The organism is Bacteroides sp. 51, assembly GCF_010500965.1.
In the GTDB taxonomy this organism is placed as follows: domain Bacteria; phylum Bacteroidota; class Bacteroidia; order Bacteroidales; family Bacteroidaceae; genus Bacteroides.
Genome location: NZ_QVMI01000006.1, coordinates 1 through 23,918, shown reverse-complemented (window position 1 = coordinate 23,918; position 23,918 = coordinate 1). Strand labels below are relative to the sequence as shown.

The window sequence follows — 23,918 nt, the reverse complement described above, 5'->3', positions numbered from 1 at the left end:
GATTTTAATATCCGTTTCCACTAATGTTAATAGTCTCACAGCCTTTCTTCTTTTCATCATCACTTGCCGCAATCCTGAAGTATTTCACATCGGGGCAGCGCATATCGGTAAACCGCCCACTATGAACCGGCACTTTTACCACTTCGTCTTTGTAGAGCCTGAAAAGATATGTTTCTTCCCATTTACTGTTTTCCACTTTAGTACCCGTAGTTTGGGCGGGCTTTCCTTCATTGGATACCTGGTCAATGGCATTTACGCGCTTAAACTCTCCGACATTTCCTTTCTTGTAGCCGGCACAATCATATTCGGTTTCGAACTTCTTACCTTCGCCCTCTACAACAAACTTAAGTTTGTAGTCGTTTACGATTTGCAGGGAGATGGTTACTTTATCGCCCGGATACCAGTAGTAGCGGTCCTCGGCAGGAGCGTTGGCATAATTGGATGCTTCTCCACTGACGTGGCTTGTGCGGCGCATAAAAGGCCGGAAAGCCTTACGCTCGGCAGAAACACTCCCGTTTGGCTCGCGCACCACTTCCCAGGTTAAACCGATATCGGTTTCTTGTCCACCCATATTCCCACCCATATAAACGGATGGGTTGTCCAGATATTGTCCTGGTTTGTTGGGATTCTTGCGATTCTCATCAAAAGTGATCTGGGGCAGGATAACCGTACCGCCCATACCAAGCCATTTGTCTTTGCTCGATACAACTTTACGATAGTAGGCCCCATCGAAGCACTTGATACTTGTTTGAGGTTTTACCTCGTCAACAAAGAATGTATTGATCGGGTCTTCGGGCTCCTTGCCACCACCATCATCGTCATTGCTGCTTGAACAAGCAAATACAAGAAAGGGTAAAAGCAGGAAATGAAGAATATTCTTATTCATAATCATTCTATTCTAAACAATACACATGCAATCCGACATTTGTACAAGCAAAGACAGCATGCAATTTACCACCGATCAGGGCCAGGTCGGCATCTACTGTTGCATTTGCATTTGCAGCAGAAATCGCCATCGTTTGATCGAATATCGGATTCTTATAAGAATCGAGTGTGCCATCGGTTACATCACAAATCCGCATTAAACCTTTATTGTTGGCATGTGCCGTATAAGCCATGTATAAGCGGTTCTTATGTTTTATAACCTTTCCGTCTGTAACTACCATACCGGTTTGTTTCTGGGTTTCGGCCATGGTTTCGTCGAAACAAATCAGCCCGTTGGGGAATGCAGCGTTATTGGTAGTTGCAAATCCGGTGAAACCTTTGGTTCCGATCGGCATGGGTTGTACGCTCCAGTAATAACTTGTTCCGGTGTATGGGAATGCATATTTCTGTGGCGTTGGGTTCAGTGTACCACCCGTAACCTTCCAAACAAAGATGTCTGTGCTTTGAGCCAACGGTATGGTGATGATAGCATCCGCATCCAACGAACCTGCAATGCTAATCCCCGCAGCACGCGGATTACCGGCTGTTCCCAGATTGGCTTTAGAGAAATTAAGATACTTGCTACCGGTTCCATCGGCATTGTCATACTTATACACCCACTGGTCGCCTGCCGACATTCCTAATGAAAGTACCAATACAGCTCCTTTATCATCGGTTGCAAACTTACGGATACCATATCCGGTAGCATCAACTCCGGTAATATCCATCTGCCCAAGGTTCTTGCCCGTAAGATCAAACTTCACCGGCAATTTATTTCCGGCACTATAGTTAGCCGCCAGAACGTAAGAACCACTGAAACCAACCGCAGACAAATCATTGGCAGCAAAGCCCAAATCGCCATAAGTCATAGCAAACAGTGGCGCCAATGACAACTGAGGTACGCTAATGGTAAACTCGGTATCCACCCCGTTGCTTCCGGTCACTTTAACCTTATTGGCACCCGTCATCAGGTTCAGACCCTTACCTGTGAAATCAGCATCTATTTTATTTCCATAACCCACCTGCAACTCTACATCCACAGAAGTAAAGTCAAGCAATGCAGGAATATAAGGAGTCAACACCGCGCCATTGGCTATAACAGAGTCGGTTTCTATTCCGTTTATAGTCATTGACCTGACAAAGGCCGGCCCTACAACTTCGGTGGTAATGATAAACTCATAAGGATAAATTGTTTCATCATCTACACCTTTTACTTTAAAGCTTCTTGGAAGCGTGTAATCCAATTCTCTGCCATTCTCGAAATCGACGAGCGTACCGTTGGTAAACTCCATTGTTACTTTAAGAGCATTTAAATCGGTATCCTCAGGAACCTGCACGATCAAAGAGGATGCACTTGCATGAATATCGCTCGTTGGCACTGATAGTCCTTCGATAACGAAGAATGTCAGTTTAGGTGGCGACTGAATGCGCAACGTAGTTTCTATGTTCTTTCCATTATACCCCTTAAGCTTAAGGGTCATGGGTTTACGGCAATCGTATTCCGTTTCATTCACGAAATCTATTAACGACCCATTGGCAACGAGCACCTGCAACTTTACACTGGTCAAGTCTCTTCCTGCCGGTATAACGACTTGAGTCTCTCCCGAAACGTGTTCGGTAGTAAATAGTTCATTGTCTATTTTGACTCCAACAATTCTTACATCTTCAAACTCACGTCCCTTATCATCGTCGTCCGAACAAGAGACTGCCAGCAGCGAAAACAAAGCGAGTACGCCGATCATTCCGCTCATCCATGTTATTATTTTTTTCATATTTTGCTTAGTATTAGTTTGTTATTTCTTTTTAGGAGATAGCGCTATCTTCATTTGTTCCATGAAAGTAGCCCAGTCTACATAACAGTAATCAAATATCATAAGGCCGGAAGAGTTTTCGATCGAAGCTTTAAACACTTCTCCCTGTTCTTCGACTTTCAGATCGGGTAAACTCATCGAACCAAGTATGGGTACTTGCCCATTGGTCAGGATGTTACCCAATGTGATGTAACGATTCACTTCCTTTGCCGTTTTATAGTACGTACCGATCATCAAGAAATCGATATTCTTTAAATAGCTGGTCCGGTTGTAGGCTTCTCCATAGATTTCGCTTTCGGGAAAACCCAACCGATGGTCGTATGTAAAGTTATCGCTAGCCCAATTCACCCCATTCTGGTAATACACCTCGTACCACGATCCAACGTAGGCAGCCATTTTCAAGCCGGGATTCTTCTTTTCTTTATAGGTGTTGACCAATGCACGAATCCGGTCTGTGAAACGGGCGATGGTTCCCGAGCGAAAAGTGATCCATTCTTTATAATATTTACCTTTAACAAGGGCGCCGCTTTTGTCGATTCGAAAAGCATCTGTCGGAAAGTTGTCCAGCGTTTTGTTTTCTTCGGCCAGATACTCTTCAAAAGCATTGCGGGTGACGTGGCTAAAGTCGGCATAGAGATTGTCATAACGACAGCGGTCGAGCACGATGCCATCTATGTCGTAGTTCTTCAACACTTCTTCCACACGTAACAACTGGAAATCCTGTACTTCTATGTTTGAAGGATTAACAAAAGCCAAGGCAAGAAGCTTTCCCTGAGCGGCTTCTTTGCCACGCGTACTGTCGGTAATCTTAAGCAGTTTCCCTTTATCTTCCGGGCGTTGCACGATCTCTTCCCAGTCTTTGTGTTGCCTGAGGATAGCATAATCATTCACCGTAATATTGCCCTCCGTAAAGAAGTTGAAGCTGGCATATACTTTCAACCCGATTTGATGTGCTTCACGGATGACAGACTCCAACAAGTCCAGGCCATTGTCGGCCATCATCTTATTCGGATTCTTAGTTGTCGTGAAGTAAGGGGTTCCCGACAGGTCGTTTTTGCGATAAGACACATATCCCTCGGGACCTTTGACATCAAGCCCAATAGATGTAAACCCTGCTTTTTTAATCTTGCCCATCATATCGGCTACGGCCTCATCGGAGGTCAACACCTTGGCATTCGGGAATTGCTCTACCCACATCACCAGTTCGCTACTTTGTGCATTTGGCTCTTTAGAATAAACAATCAGAGGCTGAGTTGCTACTTCCCGACCATCTACCCAAAGCCGGATATCGAAATAATTGGTTCCTGATGACAGTATCAGCTTAGACGAAAACTCACCTTTGCCATTATGCTTTAAAGTAAACGTATTATTCCCGGCAACGGCTTGTAGCTTATAGGTACTTTTTTTATTGTAGTTGGTGATTCTACCACTTACCGTCTGCTTATTACCAATGGTTGTGACCAGGAAATCATCGTAAAGTTCAATACCCGATTGCATGGCCTGGCTATTGGCCGAAAGCACACGCTCCAACGAACTGACCTCTCCATTGATTCTCAACTTAACAACATCTCCCGTACGGAAGCTCTCGGCAACAAACTTCTTGAATCCGCCGGAAGCATAACTATTGTCGGATGCTACCAGTACAAAACCTCCCGCAGGTATGAGCAAGTTTAATTTATCTTTGAAAGCAGGCCGTTCCTTAGGACTGACTTCTCCATTGATGATGGCCGTCACCTTCATATCTTTATCTACCTGGATGGCAGTATACGTAGACTTATCGGAAACAACACGTTCACCGTAGGAAGAAGCGAACAGGAACAAGGCATTATCTGCCTTTGTCCATGCTGCATTATTTATATTGTCAATCATCTTCTCAGGCCCGCGCACAATTAAAGTAGGATCTGCACTAGGTGCTTCAATGGTTATTTTAACCTGTGCCGACAAACAGCACGGGATGAGAAGTATGATATAGAAAATTACCCTTTTCATCATGGTTTGCTAAATATATTATTCACCATACCCCGGATTTTGCTCCAACCATGGAGCTTTATTCCTTTCAGTCTGAGGAATAGGCCATACATAGAATATATTATTCCAGCTTCTGCTCACATCACGCTTTCTTAGTTTATCGGCAAATGCAGCATAGAGCGCAATATCGTTCAAGTCTCTTTCCGAACCGGCTTCTCCATAAGTGGGCACCATATCGGGAGTAGCTTGTTCATATCCGTCGGGATATATACCTGCCGAAGGATTTACTCCCTGCGGCAACGGATAACCATAGGTAGGTTCTGCATTCTGAATCTCACCTGTTCTCCAACGACGCATATCAAAGAAAACCAACGACTCTTTTATCAGCTCCACTTTACGTTCGCGACGAACAATCTGACGCATTTTTGCCTGATTACCCTCGCGGGTTGGGTCTACCTGCAATATGCCAGGCATATTTACACGTGCTCTAACGCGGTCGATAGCACCTACTACGGTAGCGTCTATCTCGTTCAGCTCGATTTTTGCTTCGGCATAAATAAGCAATATTTCGGCAAAACGCATCAGGTGAATATTGTAGGTTGGTACGGCAGAACTCTCGTCATCGTAATGATTGTACTTTTTCCATGCAAATCCCACACCACTTTGTACATAACCATATGCCGCAACTGCACCGGAATAATCTTTATTATCAAGCATTTTTTCATTTCCTTCTTCATCCCACGACTTGACAGTAGGTTTGTACAACTCCATCAGGAACTTCATTTTGTTAGCTCCGGTATTACCGATGATGGTATCCTGATGCGTATAGACCGTTTCTTTCAAGCGAGGGTCGCGAGAGATGAAAGGCTTAGCCGGATTATATCCTGAACCCGGTTCATCAATACGTTTACCGTTTTTCATTTCGTACGTATCTACCAACTGTTGCGTAGGAAAACGACCACTCTGACCGATCATACGGCATTGCTCACCAAGAGACATGTAATGCGAACTCTTATCGCCAAAGTCGGAGAACATCATAAATAACATGGTTTCCTTCTTTACATCAGCCTTCAGCTGACCTGCCCGTGTGAATAAATCGCCAAAGTTAGGCGCCAGATCACGGCCGCTTTCATTGATTATCTTCCACGCAGCATCAGCCGCTTGCTGGAAATAAACAGTTGCCTTTGCTTCGTTCTTTACAGCGTCTCTTCCGTGTCCGAATTTACTCCACGAACCGGCGTACAAGGCTATTCGGGCTTTTAACCCCAATGCTACCGACTTATCTATACGACCCCATTTAGTGGCATTCCATGACAATACATTTGCAGCATCATCCAGATCAAGAATAAGGTCATCAACAATTTCACTCCAAGGTGTACGTGGAACGCTTTTCAATTGCTCGGGCGTTACAGCCGATTTAAAATAAGGCAAATCGCCCCAAAGGGAAACCATCTGGATATAGAAATGAGCTCTCAATACTTGAATTTCGGCTAAATATTTCTTAGCATTATCATTCAGTTTATTGTAGTATGGTGCCGCACCATCAAGAACGGTATTGCAACGAGCTACGGAAGTAAACAGTGTGGCCCAGATAAATTCGTTCGTATAATTGGAACGCAAGTCAACATTACCCACTCCTACAGAACTATTATCGGCACGTTCAATACCAAATGGAGTATACATATCCCAAAGGATAGCCAACGGAATATTGCTACTACTACTGTTGCTATGATCCATTTTTAACCTCTGATAGCAACCATTAGCTCCTTGCTCAATAGCTCCTTCACTGTTATAGAAGTCAGAAGACAGATAGTCGCTCATCGGTTCTTTATCCAGATAATCACTGCATCCGGTTCCCAGCGCCAATACCATAACTCCGGCCAGGAACTTGAAACTTATATTTTTTATGGTCTTTTTCATAACTCTTCCTTTTTCAATTAAAACTTCAAATCTAATCCGAAAGTGAATGTTTGCATAATAGGATAAAATTCTCCTCCCACATTTCCACCATATTTAACTTCGGGATCATAACCTTTATAGAAGTCGCTGATGGTAAACAGATTCTGTCCACTGACATAAACCCGCAAACTTCCAATCTGCATTTTTTTAGTAATATGCTTTGGTAAAGTATAGCCTAGTACGACATTTTTCAGACGGCAATAGGAAGCATCTCTAACCCATTTATCCGATTGTACATAATTATTTGCTGCATTAGCTTCGGGTACAAGAATAGGATAAGCCGCATTCGGATTGTCTTCCGTCCATGAATCTAATTGGTGCTTAAACAAGTTGGCACCATTTGCAAACGGTTTCAATCCAACACCATTCATGAATGTAGAACGCTTACCTACACCTTGGAAGAATACGGTTAAGTCAAAACCTTTCCAATCGGCATTCAATGTCAAACCATACTCATAATGTGGGAATGGATCGCCCAGATAAACCTGATCTCTGCTATCAATTAACATCGGATCGACTCCCTCTCCGGTATGAACTTTCTTGTATTTAATGTAACCCGGTCTGGAAGAAGAACCTGATAATTGCGGCGAGTTGGCCACATCATCCCAATCGGTAAAGTAGCCATCAGTAAGATAACCCCATATACCATTATTAGGATAGCCTTCAACTTGCTTTTTGTCCTGCGAGTTCTGACCATTCAGGTTCGTTATTTTATTGCGATTATCATTTATAGTGAATGTTGCACTATAAGAGAAATCTTTGATTTTATTACGATGGCTGATTGAGATTTCCCAACCTTTATTCGTCATATCCCCTGCATTGGAGTATGCGGGTTGCATACCTGCATAATAAGGTAAGGGGAACTTCATCAACATATCGTATACATCCTTAATGTAGTAATCTGCTGTCAGTCCTAATAATCCATTCCACATCACTAAATCTATACCGACGTCGAATTGTTTGGACTTTTCCCATGTGATATCGGAATTAGACAATGCAGTCTGGGCTACACCGGGCACCAGTCCCTTATCATCTCCTAAATAATATCCATATCCGGTAGATACAACAGCCGTATACGGATAATTACCTATGTTCTGATTACCTAACAACCCGTATGAAGTTCTTAGTTTCAGCATGTCGATCATAGAGCGGGTTCCCGACATGAAACTTTCTTCCGAAAGCACCCAACCTGCCGAAGCTGAAGGGAAGAATCCCCAGCGATTATCTTTCGTAAAACGGGAAGATCCATCGTAGCGTCCATTCAATTCCAACAAATAACGCTGTTTGTAGTTATAGTTTAAACGGGCATACCATGACATCATAGACCAGGCATTGGCACTACCACCCGATGTTGCGGTAGAACCGTCGCCATTATCAAGGTAATATCTATCCAGTTCGAAATCTTTCTTAGCTCCGTAGAAGCCATTATATTCACTATCTTCTGCCTGGAAACCACCTAATAACTTTGCATAATGGTCACCGAATGTTCTTTCATACGAGGCTTGTGCACGATAATAATTACGGATTGTTTCTTCCCATTTTTCAGTTAAGCCGTCTTGCGAAGGATAAACACCCATAACCTGCCCTTTCAAAGAAGTAGTGTATGGAGTAGTCAATGTTCTGGTGCGTGTACTCACTTGCCTTCTTGAGTATTGGCCAATGATTTCCATACCCTTTAATGGAGTTAAAGTTAATGTCCCATTTACAAGAGCTTCTGATATTCTTACCTTTTTCTCTCCACTATCTTCGGCTATAGCTGTAGGGTTCAAGCCATTCTTTCCATATCCCCAGTTTCCATCCAGTTCTTTGGCAGCAGAAATGGTGGGTAACATATAAAGGGCTGTATTGATGATTGACTTAGGAGTACTCATACCCGGATTGAGCTGATTGGATTGGCGCATATTACTTTCAATCCCTACTCTGGCCCATGGTAGTACTTTAGCATCAACATTCAAACGAAGGTTAGTACGATCAAAGTTATCATTCTTAATCAATCCATCTTGATATAGATAAGAACCTGAACCGAAGAACTTGATATTTTCATTACCGCCACTTATTGTTACATTGTGACTGTTCATCAATGCATAGTCTTCAATAGTTTCTTTCTTCCAATTTGTGTCATAGCGATCCCAATTGTCCGGACCATATTTACGTTGCTCCTCAATCATCTTGAGTTGTTGTTGACGTTGCGTATCTGTAATATTCAGACCGGCATTATCCCAGGAATTGAGTTCTGCTTGCAAATACTGCCATGCAGCAACCGGTTCCGGCATATTAGTTGGTTTTTGCAATGTAAGATATCCGCTATAGCTTGTGGCCACTTTTCCTTCTTTACCTCTCTTGGTGGTAATCAGGATAACCCCATTAGCTGCACGGGAACCGTATATCGAAGCAGATGCCGCATCTTTCAATACCGAAATACTTTCTACCGTGTTGGCATCTACCTGATTAATATCCATTTCGATACCATCTACCAATACCAACGGGTCGGAATTGGAATTGATGGAGCCAATACCGCGAACGCGGATTTCAGATCCGTCTGCTCCCGGCTGTCCGGATGTTTGCTGGATAGTAACCCCTGGCATAGCTCCTTGCAAAGCTGTAGATAAAGAAGCAACATTTCTTTTAGCAATGGTTTCAGAATTTACGGATGATACCGCCCCTGTCAATGTAGCTTTCTTTTGCACACCATATCCTACGACTACTGCTTCATCTAGCAACACAGCATCCGTTTTTAGTTGAACATCCAGTACGTTTTGGTTAGTTACCGTAATTATTTCCTTGCGATATCCCACGTAAGAGAATACAAGTTTATCGCCTTTTTTCACTGAGATCGAAAATTTTCCGTCTACATCTGTGATTGTACCCTGAGTTGTACCTTCTACAGATATACTTACACCGGGTAATACATCAGAATCGTCTGATACTACCCCTCTTAAAGTAAAGTTCTGTGCGTATAAACATACAGAGCTTAATAAGAAAATCGAAAATAGGAGTTTTCTCATAATGCAATGTGATTTGGTTTTAGATTTATTTGTTAATAAGGATTTTCGCCCATTTGGTATTCAAGAACTCCACCATCCATAAGGTCTTTATAGGACATATAAGGGTGGGAATACGTTTTTCCGTTTAGTTTAACAGACTGAATGTATTTGTTCTTTTGACTGTTTTCATTGGCAATGATTTCGAGTGTTTTTCCATTGTTCAGGTGTATTGTGGCTCTGTTTATAAGAGGAGAGCCGAACACAAAAGTTCCATTAACCGGATTAACCGGATAAAAGCCGAGAGAAGAAAAGATATACCAGGCAGACATTTGCCCGCAATCTTCGTTACCGATAAGGCCGTCGGGGGTGTTTGTATAGAATTCTTCAAACACCTGGCGTACCAGCTCTGCCGTACGCCACCTGCGACCTGCAAGTGCATATAAATAGAGGGTGTGGTGGCTTGGTTCATTTCCGTGCGCATATTGTCCGATCATGCCGGAAATGTCTATGGATGCACCTTCATTAAGTTCTGAGCTAACCATAAAAAGGCTATCGAGTTTATTAAGAAACAGTTCTTGTCCGCCAAACAGATCGATTAGTCCTTCGACATCGTGTGGAACCAACCAAGTGTACTGCCAGGCGTTTCCCTCAACGTAATCATCTTCGAGGTGGATACTGTGAGATGGATTAAATGGGGTTCGCCAACTACCATCCGACAGTTTACCACGCATGAAGCCGGATGTGCCATCGAAATATTCCTGATAAAGTTTGGAACGTTTCAGAAAGTATTGACAATCGTCTGTATAATGTAACTCCCGGGCAAGTTGAGCAACGGCATAATCATCAATAGCATATTCCAATGCACGAGCCACCGACCAGTTTACTTTATCGGCAGGTATATAGCCTTTTTCGCGTACATGGTCCAGCCCATTTTGGTTCATGGAACGGATGGATGAGACAGCACGGTAAGCCCGTTCTTTATCTATGCCCTGAAAATCTTTCAGACAAGCATCTACTACCACCGGAATAGAGTGAACACCAACCATGCAGTTTGTTTCGTTTCCGGCTAAATGCCATACAGGCAATGTGCCTTGCCGGTCGTAAATATCCAACAGGGTATTCACATAATCCGGTACATTGTTATCCACAAGAGTGTACAAAGGATGAACAGCCCGATAAGTATCCCACAAGGAAAATATAGTATAAGGAGTAAATCCTGTTGAATGATGGATTTTCCCATCTGCTCCTCTGTACATACCGTCAACATCCGAAAACAAAGAGGGTACAATCATGGTGTGATAGAATGCGGTATAGAAAATCGCTTTCGTATGATCGTCACACACTACATCTATCTTTGACAGTGCTTCATTCCACTGAGTTTTGGCTTGCAGTGATGTACCGTCAAAGTCCCATCCGGGTAATTCTGCTTCCAGATTGCGCATAGCTCCTTCTTCGGACACATAAGATATCCCGGTTTTCACTAATAAAGAGGATGCTAACTTTCCGAAGTTAAGTGTAGTCACAAGTCCGGTGTTCTCGCGAATGGAGTCGCAGCTCAGAATGGGTTCGGAGAACACAGTAGTAAAGTATACCCGGTGATCCGTAGCCCATTCGTTCGAAATCCGATAACCGGCTACCGTGCTATCGTTGAGTAGTCGAAGTCCCGAAGATAATGTTCCTTCACGGAACATGAGGGATTGTGCACTCTCGTTTAAATTGATAATTACAGCCGACTCTTCATCCGAAGGATAACTGTATTTATGAAAACCAACTCTCGGAGTAGCCGTAAGCTCGGCCTTCACATCATACTTATCCAACAGCACTGCATAGTACCCGGGACGAGCCTGTTCGTTTTCTTTCTTAAATGTAGAGAAATAAGTGGCAGATATCCTCTCAGATTTCCTCCGAAGGTCCACATTTCCGGTAACGGGCATAAACAAGACGTCTCCCAGATCGGCTATTCCCGTACCACTGAGGTGGGTGTGGGCAAAGCCGATAATGGTTGAATCGGAATCGTGATAACCCGAACACCAGTCCCATCCTTGCGACAAGTTGTTTGGTCCCAGCTGCACCATGCCATGCGGCAATGATGCACCGACAAACACATGTCCATGCCCTCCGCTACCGATTAGTGGATTGACGTAGGAAGTATAATCCTTCCCAGTGTCTCCTTTCTTTGGACTTGAAACGGTACACGATGCGAGCAGAAGACATAGTCCCCCAATGTATAAATGATAATTCATGGTTCGGCAGATTGTTATTTCTCTGATAGTTCTTCTAAGGTTTTCCAGCATTGATATAGCCCGCGGGGGACATGGAAGCATCCTTTCCATTTACCACCTTTCAGTTGCAGGAGCACTTCTCCCCTTCGGTTCAGGTAGCCATACCATTCGGGGTATAGAGGATCTTTGAAGTGGCTCCACACGTACTCGTGTACTTTCCCGAACCACCGGAGGCATTCTTCCGAGCCGGTAAGCTGATAACCTTTTAACAAAGAGATCAGTGTTTCGATATGTACCCACCACAGTTTCTGGTCCCACTCCAATTGTTGCGGCGGGCAGCCTAAACGGTCCATATAATAATAAATGCCGCCAAATTCCTTATCCCATCCGTAATTAAGCATAGTCAGAGTAATCTCGGTAGCTTTCTTGCTTAGTTCCGGTTGGTTGAGGCGCACAGCCAGGTCCATAACAAACCACATGGCCTCAATAGCATGCCCTGGATTGAGTAACCGACCGTCGAACGTGTCGGATAACCGACCGTCGAGCGTGACATTTTCTACAATAAGCCCCCCGAGTTCGGGACGGTAGAAGACATCCATCACTTCATGGATACATGTTTTCATGGTTGCTTCGAGGAAGCTCTCATCCAGAAGGTGCTGTATCTCTAACGCCAGGTTACACATGATCATAGGCAGTGCAAAGTTCTTCAGACAGCGGGTGCCCGGATAAGCTTTATTCCACTTCCCTTTGGGATTATCAACACGCGACAGAATAATGTCGAATGTTTTCTTGGCGATATCGGCATACTCCTGATTGCCTGTAGCCAGGTTTAGTTGCCCAAAAGCCATAGCCGCAAACGTATAAGAGAAGATGTTATAAGGTTCTATCAGCGGTTCGCCTTCACGGGTAAGCGAGAAATACCAGTTGCATTGGCCGTCGTGACCATACTTCTTTAAGAATTCGCCTCCTTGAATAGCACATTCCAACCACTCTTTACGTTGTTCTACTTTATTGTAGAGCATAGCAAACATCCATACTTCCCGCGCTTGCAACCAGATAAATTTGTCGGTATCAAATACCTTCCCTTCTCTATCCAGGCAAGAAAAGTAGCCACCATACTCTTTATCCTGCGAGTGTTCGAGCCAGAAAGGAAGTACTCCGTTAAAGAGTTCGTCCTTATATTGATCTGCTAGTTTTTTAAAGTCTATCATATATGGAAAATTAAGGTCAATTTTTAGTTTTATTCCAATAGCGTTCAATCTCTTCCAATGATTTACCGGTAGTTTCCGGTATCATTTTCCAGACAATCAGGATATATGGTATACACATCACGGCAAATAGAAAGAATGTTCCGGCGGGGGTTAAATTCTGGAGCATCCAGGGGGTTAATTGCCCGATGAGATAGGTGCCGATCCATAGCGAGAAACCAGCGATGGACATAGCCAGTCCTCTGACTCTTGTTGGGTACATTTCGGACAACAATACCCAGACAACAGCACAAATAGAGACTGCACAACAGAAGATGTAGAGTAGGAAGAACGTCAACAGGAAGAGGTTGGATATGCCCAACGACTCGCCCCAAATAAAGTATCCCCCGATAAGGAGCAACGTAACAATCATACCCGACACTCCATAGTAAACCAGTTTTTTGCGTCCTACTTTATCAATGATCACTAGTGCCAATACAGTGGTCAGCATATTGACCAGCCCAACAAGTACTTGATAGAACAAAGAATCGCCACCCGATAATCCTGCGTTCTCAAAGATTGAAGGACCGTAATAAAGAACAGCATTCACTCCCATAAACTGCCCAAGTATGGCTATTGCAGAGCCGATGATAACTGCTTTGCGTATGCCTGGCTTCAAAAGCAAAGACCAATCGGACTTGGTATCGCTTTGGATAACAGACTTGGTTTCGTTTATCTGAGCAATGACTTCTGTAGTAGAGGTATAGATGGATTGCAGTATTTTCTGCGCCCTTGTTTCTTTCTTCTGCAGAATGAGCCAACGCGGACTCTCGGGGATGAAGAAAATAATGATAAAGAACAACAACGCCGGCAGCGTTTCCATTCCCAACATTCCCCGCCACACCTCGCTAACGAAGATCTTGTCCAGCCACTCATTACCGAATCCCGGACCGCTTTCGGCCCATCCCAGCAACTGGTAGTTTACAAGATAGGCTCCCAGAAAACCGACTGTAACCGCCAGTTGATAAAGAGATACCAATCGGCCGCGGTACTGTGCAACGGACATTTCGGAAATGTACAAAGGAGAAATGATGGATACAATACCGATGCCCACACCACCTATGATCCGGTAAGCCACCAGCTGGCTAAAGTCGCTACATACCGCGCATCCCAAAGCCGAAGCCGTAAACAGAATAGCAGATATGATCATGGTATATTTACGCCCAAGCTTATCGCCAAGAACACCGGCACATGCCACCCCGGTAATGGAACCAATCAGGGCACACCCCACATACCACCCTTGCTGAATGGTATCGAGACTGAACAGTTGTGTTACCTGCGAGATTGTACCGGAAATAACAGCCGTATCGTATCCAAACAAGAAACCACCTAAGGCTGCTACCACCGACAAAAAGACGAGATACCCTAAATTTATATTCGATTTCATGCGCTACTTGATTTGAAAGTATTCCTTGTATCTGTCGTATAGATGTCCGGCTTGCAAATAGGCCGATTGCGGACTCATGAAATGCGAGAACTCGAAGGTAATGGCTTTATCGTATCCGGCTCGTTTGGCTGCTTCGAGTTTCATGCGCAGTTTGTCAAACTTAATGGGAAAGAAGCGGATGGGCATGTCACGGTCGAAAGACTCGGCATTGGTCCAACATTGCATACCATATTTATCGGCCAGTTTTTTGTTGACTTCGAAGAAAGCATCCAGCTCGTCATAATCAATATGTCCATCCTGAAAAGCACAAGCATCGACCACGTCATGGATGCCCGAGAATATTTCTCCCCATTCCCTCTCATGCTCCTGAACAGAAACCGACTCTTCGCGGGTTAGCTTGTCAGTGCCACTGCCCATGACAGCTTTCTTACCGTCAATCCATGGAGAAATGAATGTCGGTAAACCATTGGATACGTCTTTACATTGTTTCCCCATCGCATGGAAAGCATCAATGGCGCCTTTGGTTTGACGACTTATTTCACCGCTGATATACCAACCGCCGAAGCTTTTGTGTTTCGAACCGTAGTTTTCCCATACCTCGTCGATTACATATTTATTGTCTTCGATCTCCCATGACAAGTCTCCGGTGTCCCAATATCTACCGGAATCATATAATCCGAAGAAGAATTTCATACCATGTTTGTCGGCCAGGCGCAAGTACATATCCAGAATATCTGTGGAAGGCATATAACAGCCCTTTTTCAGCAGGTACTTGGAGGGATAGGTTATGAATTTGCGATAGCCCGAACGAATCATAATCACGGTGTCTATACCGATGTTTTTCATGTGTTGGAAATCCATATCCCATTCCTTCTCGCCCCAATTCTGATGGGGGATATCGTGGGAGATTTCGTCCAGGAACGTACCGGTTATCCTGATCCCGTTGTCGGGTGGAACAATCAACGTGCTGCTTGCGCTACTGCCAACCGCCGAACTGCCGTTACTACCATCCGAACTGCCACAACCCACGAGAGAAGGAAGCGTAAGCGCCGAAGCACTTGCCAATGTTGCGGTTTTAAGGAATTCTCTACGACTACTTTTTTTCATACGTATTATTTTATAATTTCACCTTGGATATTTATTTGTTTCCTATTGAAGGGGTCGAGCGTTTGGTCGATAAGTAACGCCATCTCTCCCCGTTTAATTTTACGTTCGGGTTTGAACTCATCCATATGGAATTGCCCCCAGATCTGTACAATCTTATCCCGCGTGCTTCCCGCTCCGGGCAGCCCTTCTTGCGCCATGAGTTTATCAATAAGATCAACTGCCTCATTCAGGGTAAGTGTTGTTCCAAACGATTTTAATATGTTGTCTGCTTCCGGATAGAATTCGGCCAATCCGCTCAATTCCGGAGTAACGAGAATGGTATCTGCCCTGAGCCAGGTTTCGTTAGACCAATCTACGTTCTTTCCCACACCTTTCAGTATCCCGGTTGACCCTATGCGTTGGTATACCTTGAATACCGGATGGTCAGTCGCTACGTCTCTGTAAGGCAACAAATAGCCATTGGCCTTTAGTAATGTGTTTTGTACATCGCGCACGGGAACGTCTCTGACTTCCAGGTTTTTACTGACGGAAAGCGCTGCCAGTATACCGGCTGCCTGACCGATTTCCAATACGACCGGCTGTAGACGGGTACTTCCGTTAATGATGTTCGATACGGAAATGGACTTTTCAGCCACAATCAGTCCATCCACATCCCGGGGGATTAAAGTTCCCAACGGAAGGCCGAACGATGGGATGGGATGAAAGTAGAGATCGGGAATTTCTTCCGTCCCCTCGTAGCGGGTGTGATGGTGATCAACGGGATAATCGCCAACAGCAATGCAGGTTCTGTATGTTTTGTCCGTTCCATACGGGTCGACTACATTGTTTAATGTAAAACGAACCTCACCATGAATTCTTCGCGATTCCCTGTGATAGGGTATGTAGGGCATCCGGTCGACGGTAGGATATTCATCGTCGGCAAGCCCGAGTGTATTGAAGCCCAGTTCATGTTGAATAAAATAAACGAAACGCATGGTACGTTCTTTTGCTCCTTTGAGAGCTTCGACACGCTGCTGAGGGGTCATCTCGATGATATTGACATAATAATCGTTACCTTCAATGGGCCAGTTGATCATGTATTTATTGTTTGGAAGTTTTCCGTAGGTAATCATCATATCTTTCGACCAAAGCCGATGAGGTTCTTTGGGTGTTATGCACTGGTCATTGTCGCAGCAGCAGGCAAATTCTGCCGGATTGTAGTTGGCTGGTTGGGGTATACTTACGTCTTTTCCGTAATCTTTCAAGATGGCCACATACGTTATATCCTGAATGATATTATTCTTTTGTTCGGGGGCGACACTTTCGTTTGTGTCGTATTTGCTTTCCATGCCGATGTCATATTTCACTCCACAGAGTTTGGCTATATCGCCGAGTTCTGTTGCATCAATAAGCCGTTTGGCCAGAATTGTCTGGGGCTTCCCTTTGTAGAGAATCTCAACACTCCACGCTTCGGGTAGTTTGGTTACGTTTTTTACAATAGTCCCCTTCTGCACGGTTAGGTTTGGTTCTTTGGCAACCATTTCATGGAATATTTTATTGCCCACAGATGGTTCAAACAGTGTGGCACTTACCCATCCGGTTTCTAATGAGTCTGATCCGCCGTAATAGTCTTCCAAATGCCGGCGAAACTCACGCCATAAACCACCTTGCAGTTTATTATTGCCATCGGTTGCACTTACTCCGGCAGAAGTCAGCATACCGCCGAGCCACTCGGTTTCTTCTATAATAAGTGTACTGGCATCCAATCTTGCAGCTTGAATTCCTGCTGTAACGCCGCTTGCACCACCTCCTATAATCAGGACATCTACTTGTCTTTCGGTAGGAGTATGGCATGAAATAATAGTTAACAGAATTAGGCTAAAAAACACGGAGGTAATTAAATTTTTCATATTAGATATGCTTAAAGGTTTTCACATTTGAATGTTTTCACGGAACAAATATACAAACATTTATCAATTAAGCAATATTTAATAAAAGATTTTATTATATAACTTGAACAAAGAACAAATATTCAATAAACAACAAGGTTATACAAAAGTCTGAGGTAAGCAGAGAAGTAGGTTGAAGGTTAAATTCATTTATATAGCTTATTTGTATAGAAGCGGAATGGTTGGCAAGGCTATTAAGTTTTCTGTGTTAAAACAGCGCAGCAACCCCCCTCCTGCCCTAGAGGAGGGGTGGCCTTTAGGCCGGGGTGGTGGGAGCAAATTGTATTTCAATCTAAAATCAGATCCAGAAACCCCTTCCACCACCTCCCCCTTCGGGTACTCCTCCTCTATAAGGAGGAGAGTCTATGCAGCATAAACAAAAACTGAGTAGCGCCACTCTTTGGAGGGGCAGGGGAAGGAGAGTTTTGATACATCTTCATATGATTTTTATAAAAACTGCGATAAAGTAGCATTCATTCGCTGAACCCTCCTGTTTATAGGGCATACAGAGTGGTGCTTTGTTCTTTTCCTGCTAGCACTCTGCTAGCACATGTAGCACCGTGTGATTCATTCCGTTTCAGTATAAACCAGATTAAACCTGATGACCTGTTTCGAATAAAATCAGTTGCCGGTTTCGTTTTGGTTTCCTCATCTAGGTCGGGAACTCCTCCCCACCTAGATCGGGAAGGCCACTCCACCTAGGTGGGGAAACCAAAACGAAACCGGCAGCTGAAACCAAAGAAACTATTGTTTCAAACCACAGATAGTTGCACAAGAAACCCGTAGTGCTAGCAGTGCTATATGAGTGCTAGCAGGAAAAGAACGAAGTACCACTCTGTATACCCTATAAACAGGAGGGTTCAGCGAATGAGTGCTACTTTTTCGCAATTTTTATAAAAATCACAGGGAGGTTTAGAGCGTTAGCTATGCCGTATCAGGTTCATAAATTCTTCGCGTGTCTTTGCCTGCTTAAAAGCCCCGGTAAAATCGGATGTTGTTGTTATTGCATTTTGCTTTTCCACACCGCGCATCTGCATACACATATGTTTTGCTTCAATCACAACCATTACACCTAATGGGTTCAAAGCATTCTGAATACACTCCTTGATTTGCAGGGTCATACGTTCCTGCACTTGGAGACGGTGTGAGAATATATCGACCACACGGGTGATTTTGCTCAATCCGGTGATATATCCATTGGGGATATAAGCTACATGCGCCTTTCCATAAAAAGGTAGCATGTGGTGCTCACAAAGAGAAAAGAAATCTATATCCTTCACAATCACCATCTGACTATATTCTTCTTTAAACTTTGCCGATAAGAGAACTTGATTCGGGTCCATCCGGTAACCTTCGGTCAGCGTCAGCATTGCTTTCCCTACCCGTTCCGGTGTTTTAAGCAAACCCTCACGTTCAACGTCTTCACCCAGCAAAGATATGATGTTACGATAATGATCTTTAAGCTCTTCCAGTTTTGGAAAAGCATCTTCTTCTCTCTCTTTCATTGAATTATAGGGAAATATTTACTTGATCTTTAATTATGGCCGCTTCTTTAAAGCCACCTTCTTTGCGGAGTTTTCTCATCATGGCATCGGCCTCTTCCATACTAAGGAAGTCTCCCACCCGGCATAACCAACGGGGAGGATTGAACATGGTATAAATTTTCAGTTCAGGAAATCCACTTCTTACTCTTGCCGCCATGCTCTCGGCCTCTCTCTTTGAATTGCGGGAGTTACCTCCCGAATAAACTTGTACCCGATATCCTGCCATCTTAATTATTCCGTCACCCGAAGAGCTCAGGCCATGAGGGCTACCTATTAAAACTCCGATTTTAGGGTCCTGATGAATAGTCACCCGTCCTTCTCCCGGAGCATTACTTTCAAGGCTTTTCACAATATTATCCTGTGCCTGCACGTTTCCTGCAAGACATAAGAAAAGTAACAATAAACAGAAATACGATGTATAAGTTTTCATGGGAGTTTTGAGTTTTAAGTCTTAAGTTTGCCATGCGGCCAGTTCCGGCCGCATGGCAAAAAGCTCAAATCTTATGTTATATTTATGCTTTAAAACCGTCAATAACACCTTTAAAGTCGGCCACCTTCAAAGCAGCACCACCAATCAGACCACCATCCACATCAGGACATCCGAACAGTTCTTTTGCATTAGAAGGATTACAGCTACCACCATAAAGGATAGAAGTATTATCAGCTACTTCTTTACCGTACTTTTCGGCAACTACCGAACGGATATATGCATGCATATCCTGAGCTTGTTGTGAAGTTGCAGTTTTACCTGTACCAATAGCCCAAACTGGTTCGTAAGCCAATACAAGTTTAGAGAATTCTTCGGCTGGAAGATCAAACAAAGATTCAGCCAACTGGGCATATACTACTTCATTTTGTTTTTCAGCTTCGCGTTCAGCCAACACCTCACCAATACAGAAGATTGGAGTCAGGTCGTTTGCCAAAGCCAGGTTTACTTTTTCTTTCAGGATTTCAGCAGTTTCGCCATAATATGCACGACGTTCCGAGTGACCAAGGATAACATACTTAGCACCTGTTGAAGCAACCATAGCTGCTGAAACTTCACCGGTATAAGCGCCCGATACTTTATCTGCGCAGTTTTCTGCACCAACACCAATATTTGATACTTCAAGAATAGTAGCCACAGAAGCCAAATGGATGAATGGAGTACATACCACTACATCACAATTGGGTTTATCTGCTGCCAATACGTCTTTAAGCTCTTTTACCAACTCAATTCCTTCTTGAAGGGTTTTGTTCATTTTCCAGTTTCCTGCAACAATGTTTTTTCTCATTTTGTTTATTTATTAAAGGGTTAATTAAATCTCTGTTTTCTTCTGCTGCAACCGGGCACTTCTTTTCACCAAAAAGATATCCAGCCATAATACTAATAATAAAGGAAGGATAAACCACAAAAGCACCAATCCAATGGTATATAAATCGTTCCTGGCTTGTACCTTACCAAGTTCCAGACGATCCAACGAATCTGTCAACACATACTCATCCGGCAGTTTACGCCCATTCCATTTATTCAGGATGGTGCCATCCTTTATCAGTACTAATCCGGGATTGGCCCGCACAATGGTCTTTAATGTTATATCATCCATCAGGCAAAACGGATATTCTGCCCCGGTTTTATCTTTCCATTGTTCTATCTCATAATCGGGAGATGAAGTTAAGCAGTAGAAGCCGTATTCATGCTCGATACTGTAGTCGTATATTTCATTGATCAGGTCGATATTGCTATCGTCGGCTTCTTCAATGCGGTGGGCTATAAGCAGAAAAGTATAATTCTTATTAGCCAACACTTCGGAGGTTATATCATCGCCCGTATCCAGGCTCATCATAGAGAAATCCTTTACGGGTGGTTCATACCCCTTCTGCCGTAACACCGTACGGGCGTCGACGAAGGTCCACGTACTATCCGGATAGTTCTCTAGTGTAAACTCTTTCTTCTCTCCGCCCTTCTGCAAGATAAAGATACTTTCATAGATACTTGGTTGGGCATCGGCTGGTATAGACATACCCTCACGAATATTGTTACCAACCTTATAGGGACGGAAGTCCAATATCGGCAGGCGAACCAGGCAGTATATTGAAACTGCTATAATAAAGAAGACCGTATATAAGGAGATTAGCCACTCAGACTTCGGGCTAATGAAACGTATGATTAAATAACGCCACTTAAAAGAAGCGAAAGCAGCCAATAAAAGAATAACGTTCTTGCCAAATGTTTGCCAGTTCGTGAGTACCCACGCATCTCCGAAGCAACCACAGTCCGACACAGGGTTAGCTATGGCCAGATATAAAGTCAATGGAGTCATAAAGCACATAAAGAGCAGCGACAGAGAGGTGGTTGTTCCTTTTCTGATACCAAAGAACATCATTACCCCTAAAGCAAACTCTAATGTCGATAATCCGACGGCTCCGAACAAGGGGAAGAAAGAAGGCAACCAGGAAATTATCCCGAAAGCTTCCAGATAGTCTTGTATTTTATACATAGACCCAAGTGGGTCTACCGCTTTTACAAAACCGGAAAAGATGAATGCCACTGCCAGCACAAAGCGGCAAATGTTTATCACCGAAACATTAATAATATGTATTTGCTTATTCTCCAAATTCAAGTTTAATTAAGCCAAAAACGGAATAGTTAATCATATCCATATAGTTGGCGTCAATGCCTTCGGATACCAATGTATTTCCGGCTAAACTCTCGATCTGTTTTGTACGGTGGATTTTCATCAGAATCAAATCCGTATATGAGCTGATACGCATTCCGCGCCACGCCTCACCATAATCATGATTCTTCATCAGCATGAGTTCAAGCGCTTCTTTTGCGTATTTATCATAAAGCGCCAAGGCTTCTTCATTACTGATATCGGCAGCCTCAGCATAACCTAACTCCAATTGTATCAAACCAACAATTCCATAATTCACGATAGCGATAAATTCTCCGCGCACGCCCTCATCAATCAGGTTCACCCCCTTGGTTTCAATGCTCCGGATGCGGCAGGCTTTGATATAAATCTGATCGGTCAAGGATGCCGGGCGCAAGATACGCCATGCCGGACCATAATCATGTAGTTTTTTGGCAAACAAGTCACGGCAGATAGCGACAACATGTTCAAATTGTAGTTTGGTATCTTTCATTACTTTACAAATAGAGTGCAAAGGTAGCAATATTTAAAGAAAAAAGAAAAGAGGGCACTCTAAATAATATTAAAGTGCCCTCCTGATCAGTCGATGTTTGTTGCTGTATCTTTTTAAGCAATTATGAGCATCTTAGTACTTGCCCTGGCCTCAAGATTGTTCTTCTTGTAATACGATTGAGTTTACACAATGCATCAATAGAAATTCCACGCTGATTGGCAATCTTCGACAGTGTATCTCCGCTTCTGACTTTGTGATATCTGATCACACCGTCTTTTCCGGCAGCCACATAAGTTCCTGCTGCTGTTCTGACATTTGTTTTACCTTTTTTAAAGGTGTATGCATCGGCTACAATATCTTGTTTCGGGAAGTCAAATAATAAAGCAGGATTGATAGGAATACCCAGGAAGCGGGTTTCGAAATGCAGGTGTGATCCGGTAGAACGTCCGGTGTTACCACCTAATCCTATAACTTCTCCGGCTTTCACCAATTGGTCTTCTTTCACTAATTGCTTAGACAAGTGACCGTAAACGGTTTCCAGTCCATTATCGTGACGAATCACAACATATTGTCCGTACCCTCTGCGCTCGGTTCTTACGATACGTACTTTTCCGTCAAATGCAGAACGAATGGTATCACCAACGTAAACTTTAACATCAAGCCCGTTATGCATTCTTCTTCTACGAGGCCCGAAAGGCGATGTGATACGTGTCTGAGTGGTAGGCATGCAGAAGCCTGTCATGTCAATAGTATAAGATTCGGGGACAGTAGCGTTCGCATAATTGTGCACGTTTGTATTACTCCAATTAGGATATAAATCAAATGCGGGAAATTCTGCTTGTTCAGCTTTAATCTGTCTATGTAATGCCAGTGAATCTACGCTTTTCAGCTTTTTGTCTATAGGTGCCTGGCGTGCGATCAGGTCTTGTGAAAATGAGCTTAAGCTTATCATGGACGCCACAGCAACCAATACGGTTTTGATGCAATTAGATTTCATTCGTTTTTAGTTCATTTAATATTCGTCATTCGCATAGAGATATTCAAAGGTCGCTTGCATATAATCGAATATTTCTTCCGGTTTAAAGAATCTGTTTAATTCAGCAACAGCTGTTTCGGGTGAGTCGGATGTATGAACGATATTCTCTTGAAAGCTCATACAATAATCACCGCGAATAGTCCCAGGTGCTGCTAAACGTCCGTTTGTTGGTCCCGCCAAATTTCGAACGGTTTGAATCGCATCCACACCTTCGTAGCAACAAACGATGACAGGAGATGCCATCATAGAATCTTTTACGCGTTGGAAAAAGGATTTCCCACTCAGGTGTGCATAGTGTTCGTTAAGTACCTCATCTGTCAACTGCATCATCTTCATCCCGGCCAGTCGTAATCCTTTCCGTTCAAAGATTCGGGTGATCTCTCCTACCAATCCTCTTTGAAGCGTACATGGCTTTAATATGACCAGGGTTTTTTCAATCATAATCTACAGTATCCAAAGGTATTATTCGTGTTTTTATCACAAAATTCTCCCAAAGATAGTATTTTGTTCCTAATAAATGGTATATTCCTTAACTTTTTTTGGCACGTTTGGGTGAACAATATCATTTTTTAGCTCCTGAGTTTGGCGCTGGGACACCCAAATCAAAATCCGAACATTTTGGCAAGCGCTTTTTGCTCTTCGGATAGAAGCAGTACTCTTTTTATAGTCCTA

Annotated in this window: 17 protein-coding genes; all 17 read right to left on the bottom strand. The window is 43.5% G+C overall.

Annotated features, from left to right (window positions below; genetic code table 11):
• Window positions 1-4 precede the first annotated feature (4 nt).
• Entirely contained in the window at window positions 5-886 is an 882-nt protein-coding gene (locus D0T87_RS06685; RefSeq protein WP_163174070.1) for a hypothetical protein, read from the bottom strand.
• Between the two features lie 7 nt (window positions 887-893).
• Window positions 894-2,696 (bottom strand): hypothetical protein, encoded by a 1,803-nt coding sequence (locus tag D0T87_RS06680; protein ID WP_163174068.1) that lies wholly within the window; start codon window positions 2,694-2,696, stop codon window positions 894-896.
• Window positions 2,697-2,717: 21 nt separating this feature from the next.
• Entirely contained in the window at window positions 2,718-4,727 is a 2,010-nt protein-coding gene (locus tag D0T87_RS06675; RefSeq protein WP_163174066.1) for a family 10 glycosylhydrolase, read from the bottom strand.
• A gap of 15 nt (window positions 4,728-4,742) precedes the next feature.
• Entirely contained in the window at window positions 4,743-6,623 is a 1,881-nt protein-coding gene (locus tag D0T87_RS06670) for a RagB/SusD family nutrient uptake outer membrane protein (protein ID WP_163174064.1), read from the bottom strand.
• Window positions 6,624-6,640: 17 nt separating this feature from the next.
• Entirely contained in the window at window positions 6,641-9,667 is a 3,027-nt protein-coding gene (locus tag D0T87_RS06665; RefSeq protein WP_163174062.1) for a TonB-dependent receptor, read from the bottom strand.
• Window positions 9,668-9,699: 32 nt separating this feature from the next.
• Complete coding sequence (locus D0T87_RS06660) at window positions 9,700-11,889, bottom strand: GH92 family glycosyl hydrolase (RefSeq protein ID WP_239063520.1); 2,190 nt, start codon at window positions 11,887-11,889, stop codon at window positions 9,700-9,702.
• 14 nt (window positions 11,890-11,903) lie between these two features.
• A complete protein-coding gene (locus D0T87_RS06655) occupies window positions 11,904-13,076 on the bottom strand; it encodes an AGE family epimerase/isomerase (RefSeq protein ID WP_163174336.1) in 1,173 nt (390 codons plus the stop codon).
• Between the two features lie 19 nt (window positions 13,077-13,095).
• On the bottom strand, window positions 13,096-14,502 hold the full coding sequence (locus D0T87_RS06650) for a sugar porter family MFS transporter (protein WP_163174058.1): 1,407 nt from the start codon (window positions 14,500-14,502) through the stop codon (window positions 13,096-13,098).
• A 3-nt stretch (window positions 14,503-14,505) separates the two neighbouring features.
• Window positions 14,506-15,609, bottom strand: a complete 1,104-nt coding sequence (locus D0T87_RS06645; protein WP_163174056.1) for a DUF4434 domain-containing protein — start codon at window positions 15,607-15,609, stop codon at window positions 14,506-14,508.
• Window positions 15,610-15,614: 5 nt separating this feature from the next.
• A complete protein-coding gene (locus D0T87_RS06640; RefSeq protein ID WP_163174054.1) occupies window positions 15,615-17,498 on the bottom strand; it encodes an FAD-dependent oxidoreductase in 1,884 nt (627 codons plus the stop codon).
• 959 nt (window positions 17,499-18,457) lie between these two features.
• Window positions 18,458-19,042 carry a GTP cyclohydrolase I FolE gene (folE, locus tag D0T87_RS06635; RefSeq protein WP_163174052.1) on the bottom strand — a complete coding sequence of 195 codons (585 nt, stop codon included), beginning with the start codon at window positions 19,040-19,042 and terminating at the stop codon, window positions 18,458-18,460.
• Between the two features lie 4 nt (window positions 19,043-19,046).
• Window positions 19,047-19,511 carry an SPOR domain-containing protein gene (locus D0T87_RS06630; protein WP_163174050.1) on the bottom strand — a complete coding sequence of 155 codons (465 nt, stop codon included), beginning with the start codon at window positions 19,509-19,511 and terminating at the stop codon, window positions 19,047-19,049.
• A gap of 82 nt (window positions 19,512-19,593) precedes the next feature.
• Window positions 19,594-20,355, bottom strand: coding sequence for a triose-phosphate isomerase (tpiA, locus tag D0T87_RS06625; RefSeq protein ID WP_163174048.1), 762 nt, complete (start codon window positions 20,353-20,355; stop codon window positions 19,594-19,596).
• Between the two features lie 24 nt (window positions 20,356-20,379).
• Window positions 20,380-21,678 (bottom strand): BT_3928 family protein, encoded by a 1,299-nt coding sequence (locus D0T87_RS06620; protein WP_163174046.1) that lies wholly within the window; start codon window positions 21,676-21,678, stop codon window positions 20,380-20,382.
• Window positions 21,668-22,210, bottom strand: a complete 543-nt coding sequence (locus D0T87_RS06615; RefSeq protein ID WP_163174044.1) for a DUF1599 domain-containing protein — start codon at window positions 22,208-22,210, stop codon at window positions 21,668-21,670. The genes D0T87_RS06620 and D0T87_RS06615 overlap by 11 nt, the downstream gene beginning before the upstream one ends.
• A gap of 121 nt (window positions 22,211-22,331) precedes the next feature.
• The gene (locus tag D0T87_RS06610; RefSeq protein WP_163174042.1) at window positions 22,332-23,207 is read right to left on the bottom strand and encodes a peptidoglycan DD-metalloendopeptidase family protein; all 876 of its coding nucleotides are present in this window, start codon (window positions 23,205-23,207) and stop codon (window positions 22,332-22,334) included.
• Between the two features lie 15 nt (window positions 23,208-23,222).
• A complete protein-coding gene (gene ndk / locus D0T87_RS06605; protein ID WP_163174040.1) occupies window positions 23,223-23,687 on the bottom strand; it encodes a nucleoside-diphosphate kinase in 465 nt (154 codons plus the stop codon).
• Window positions 23,688-23,918: the final 231 nt, after the last annotated feature.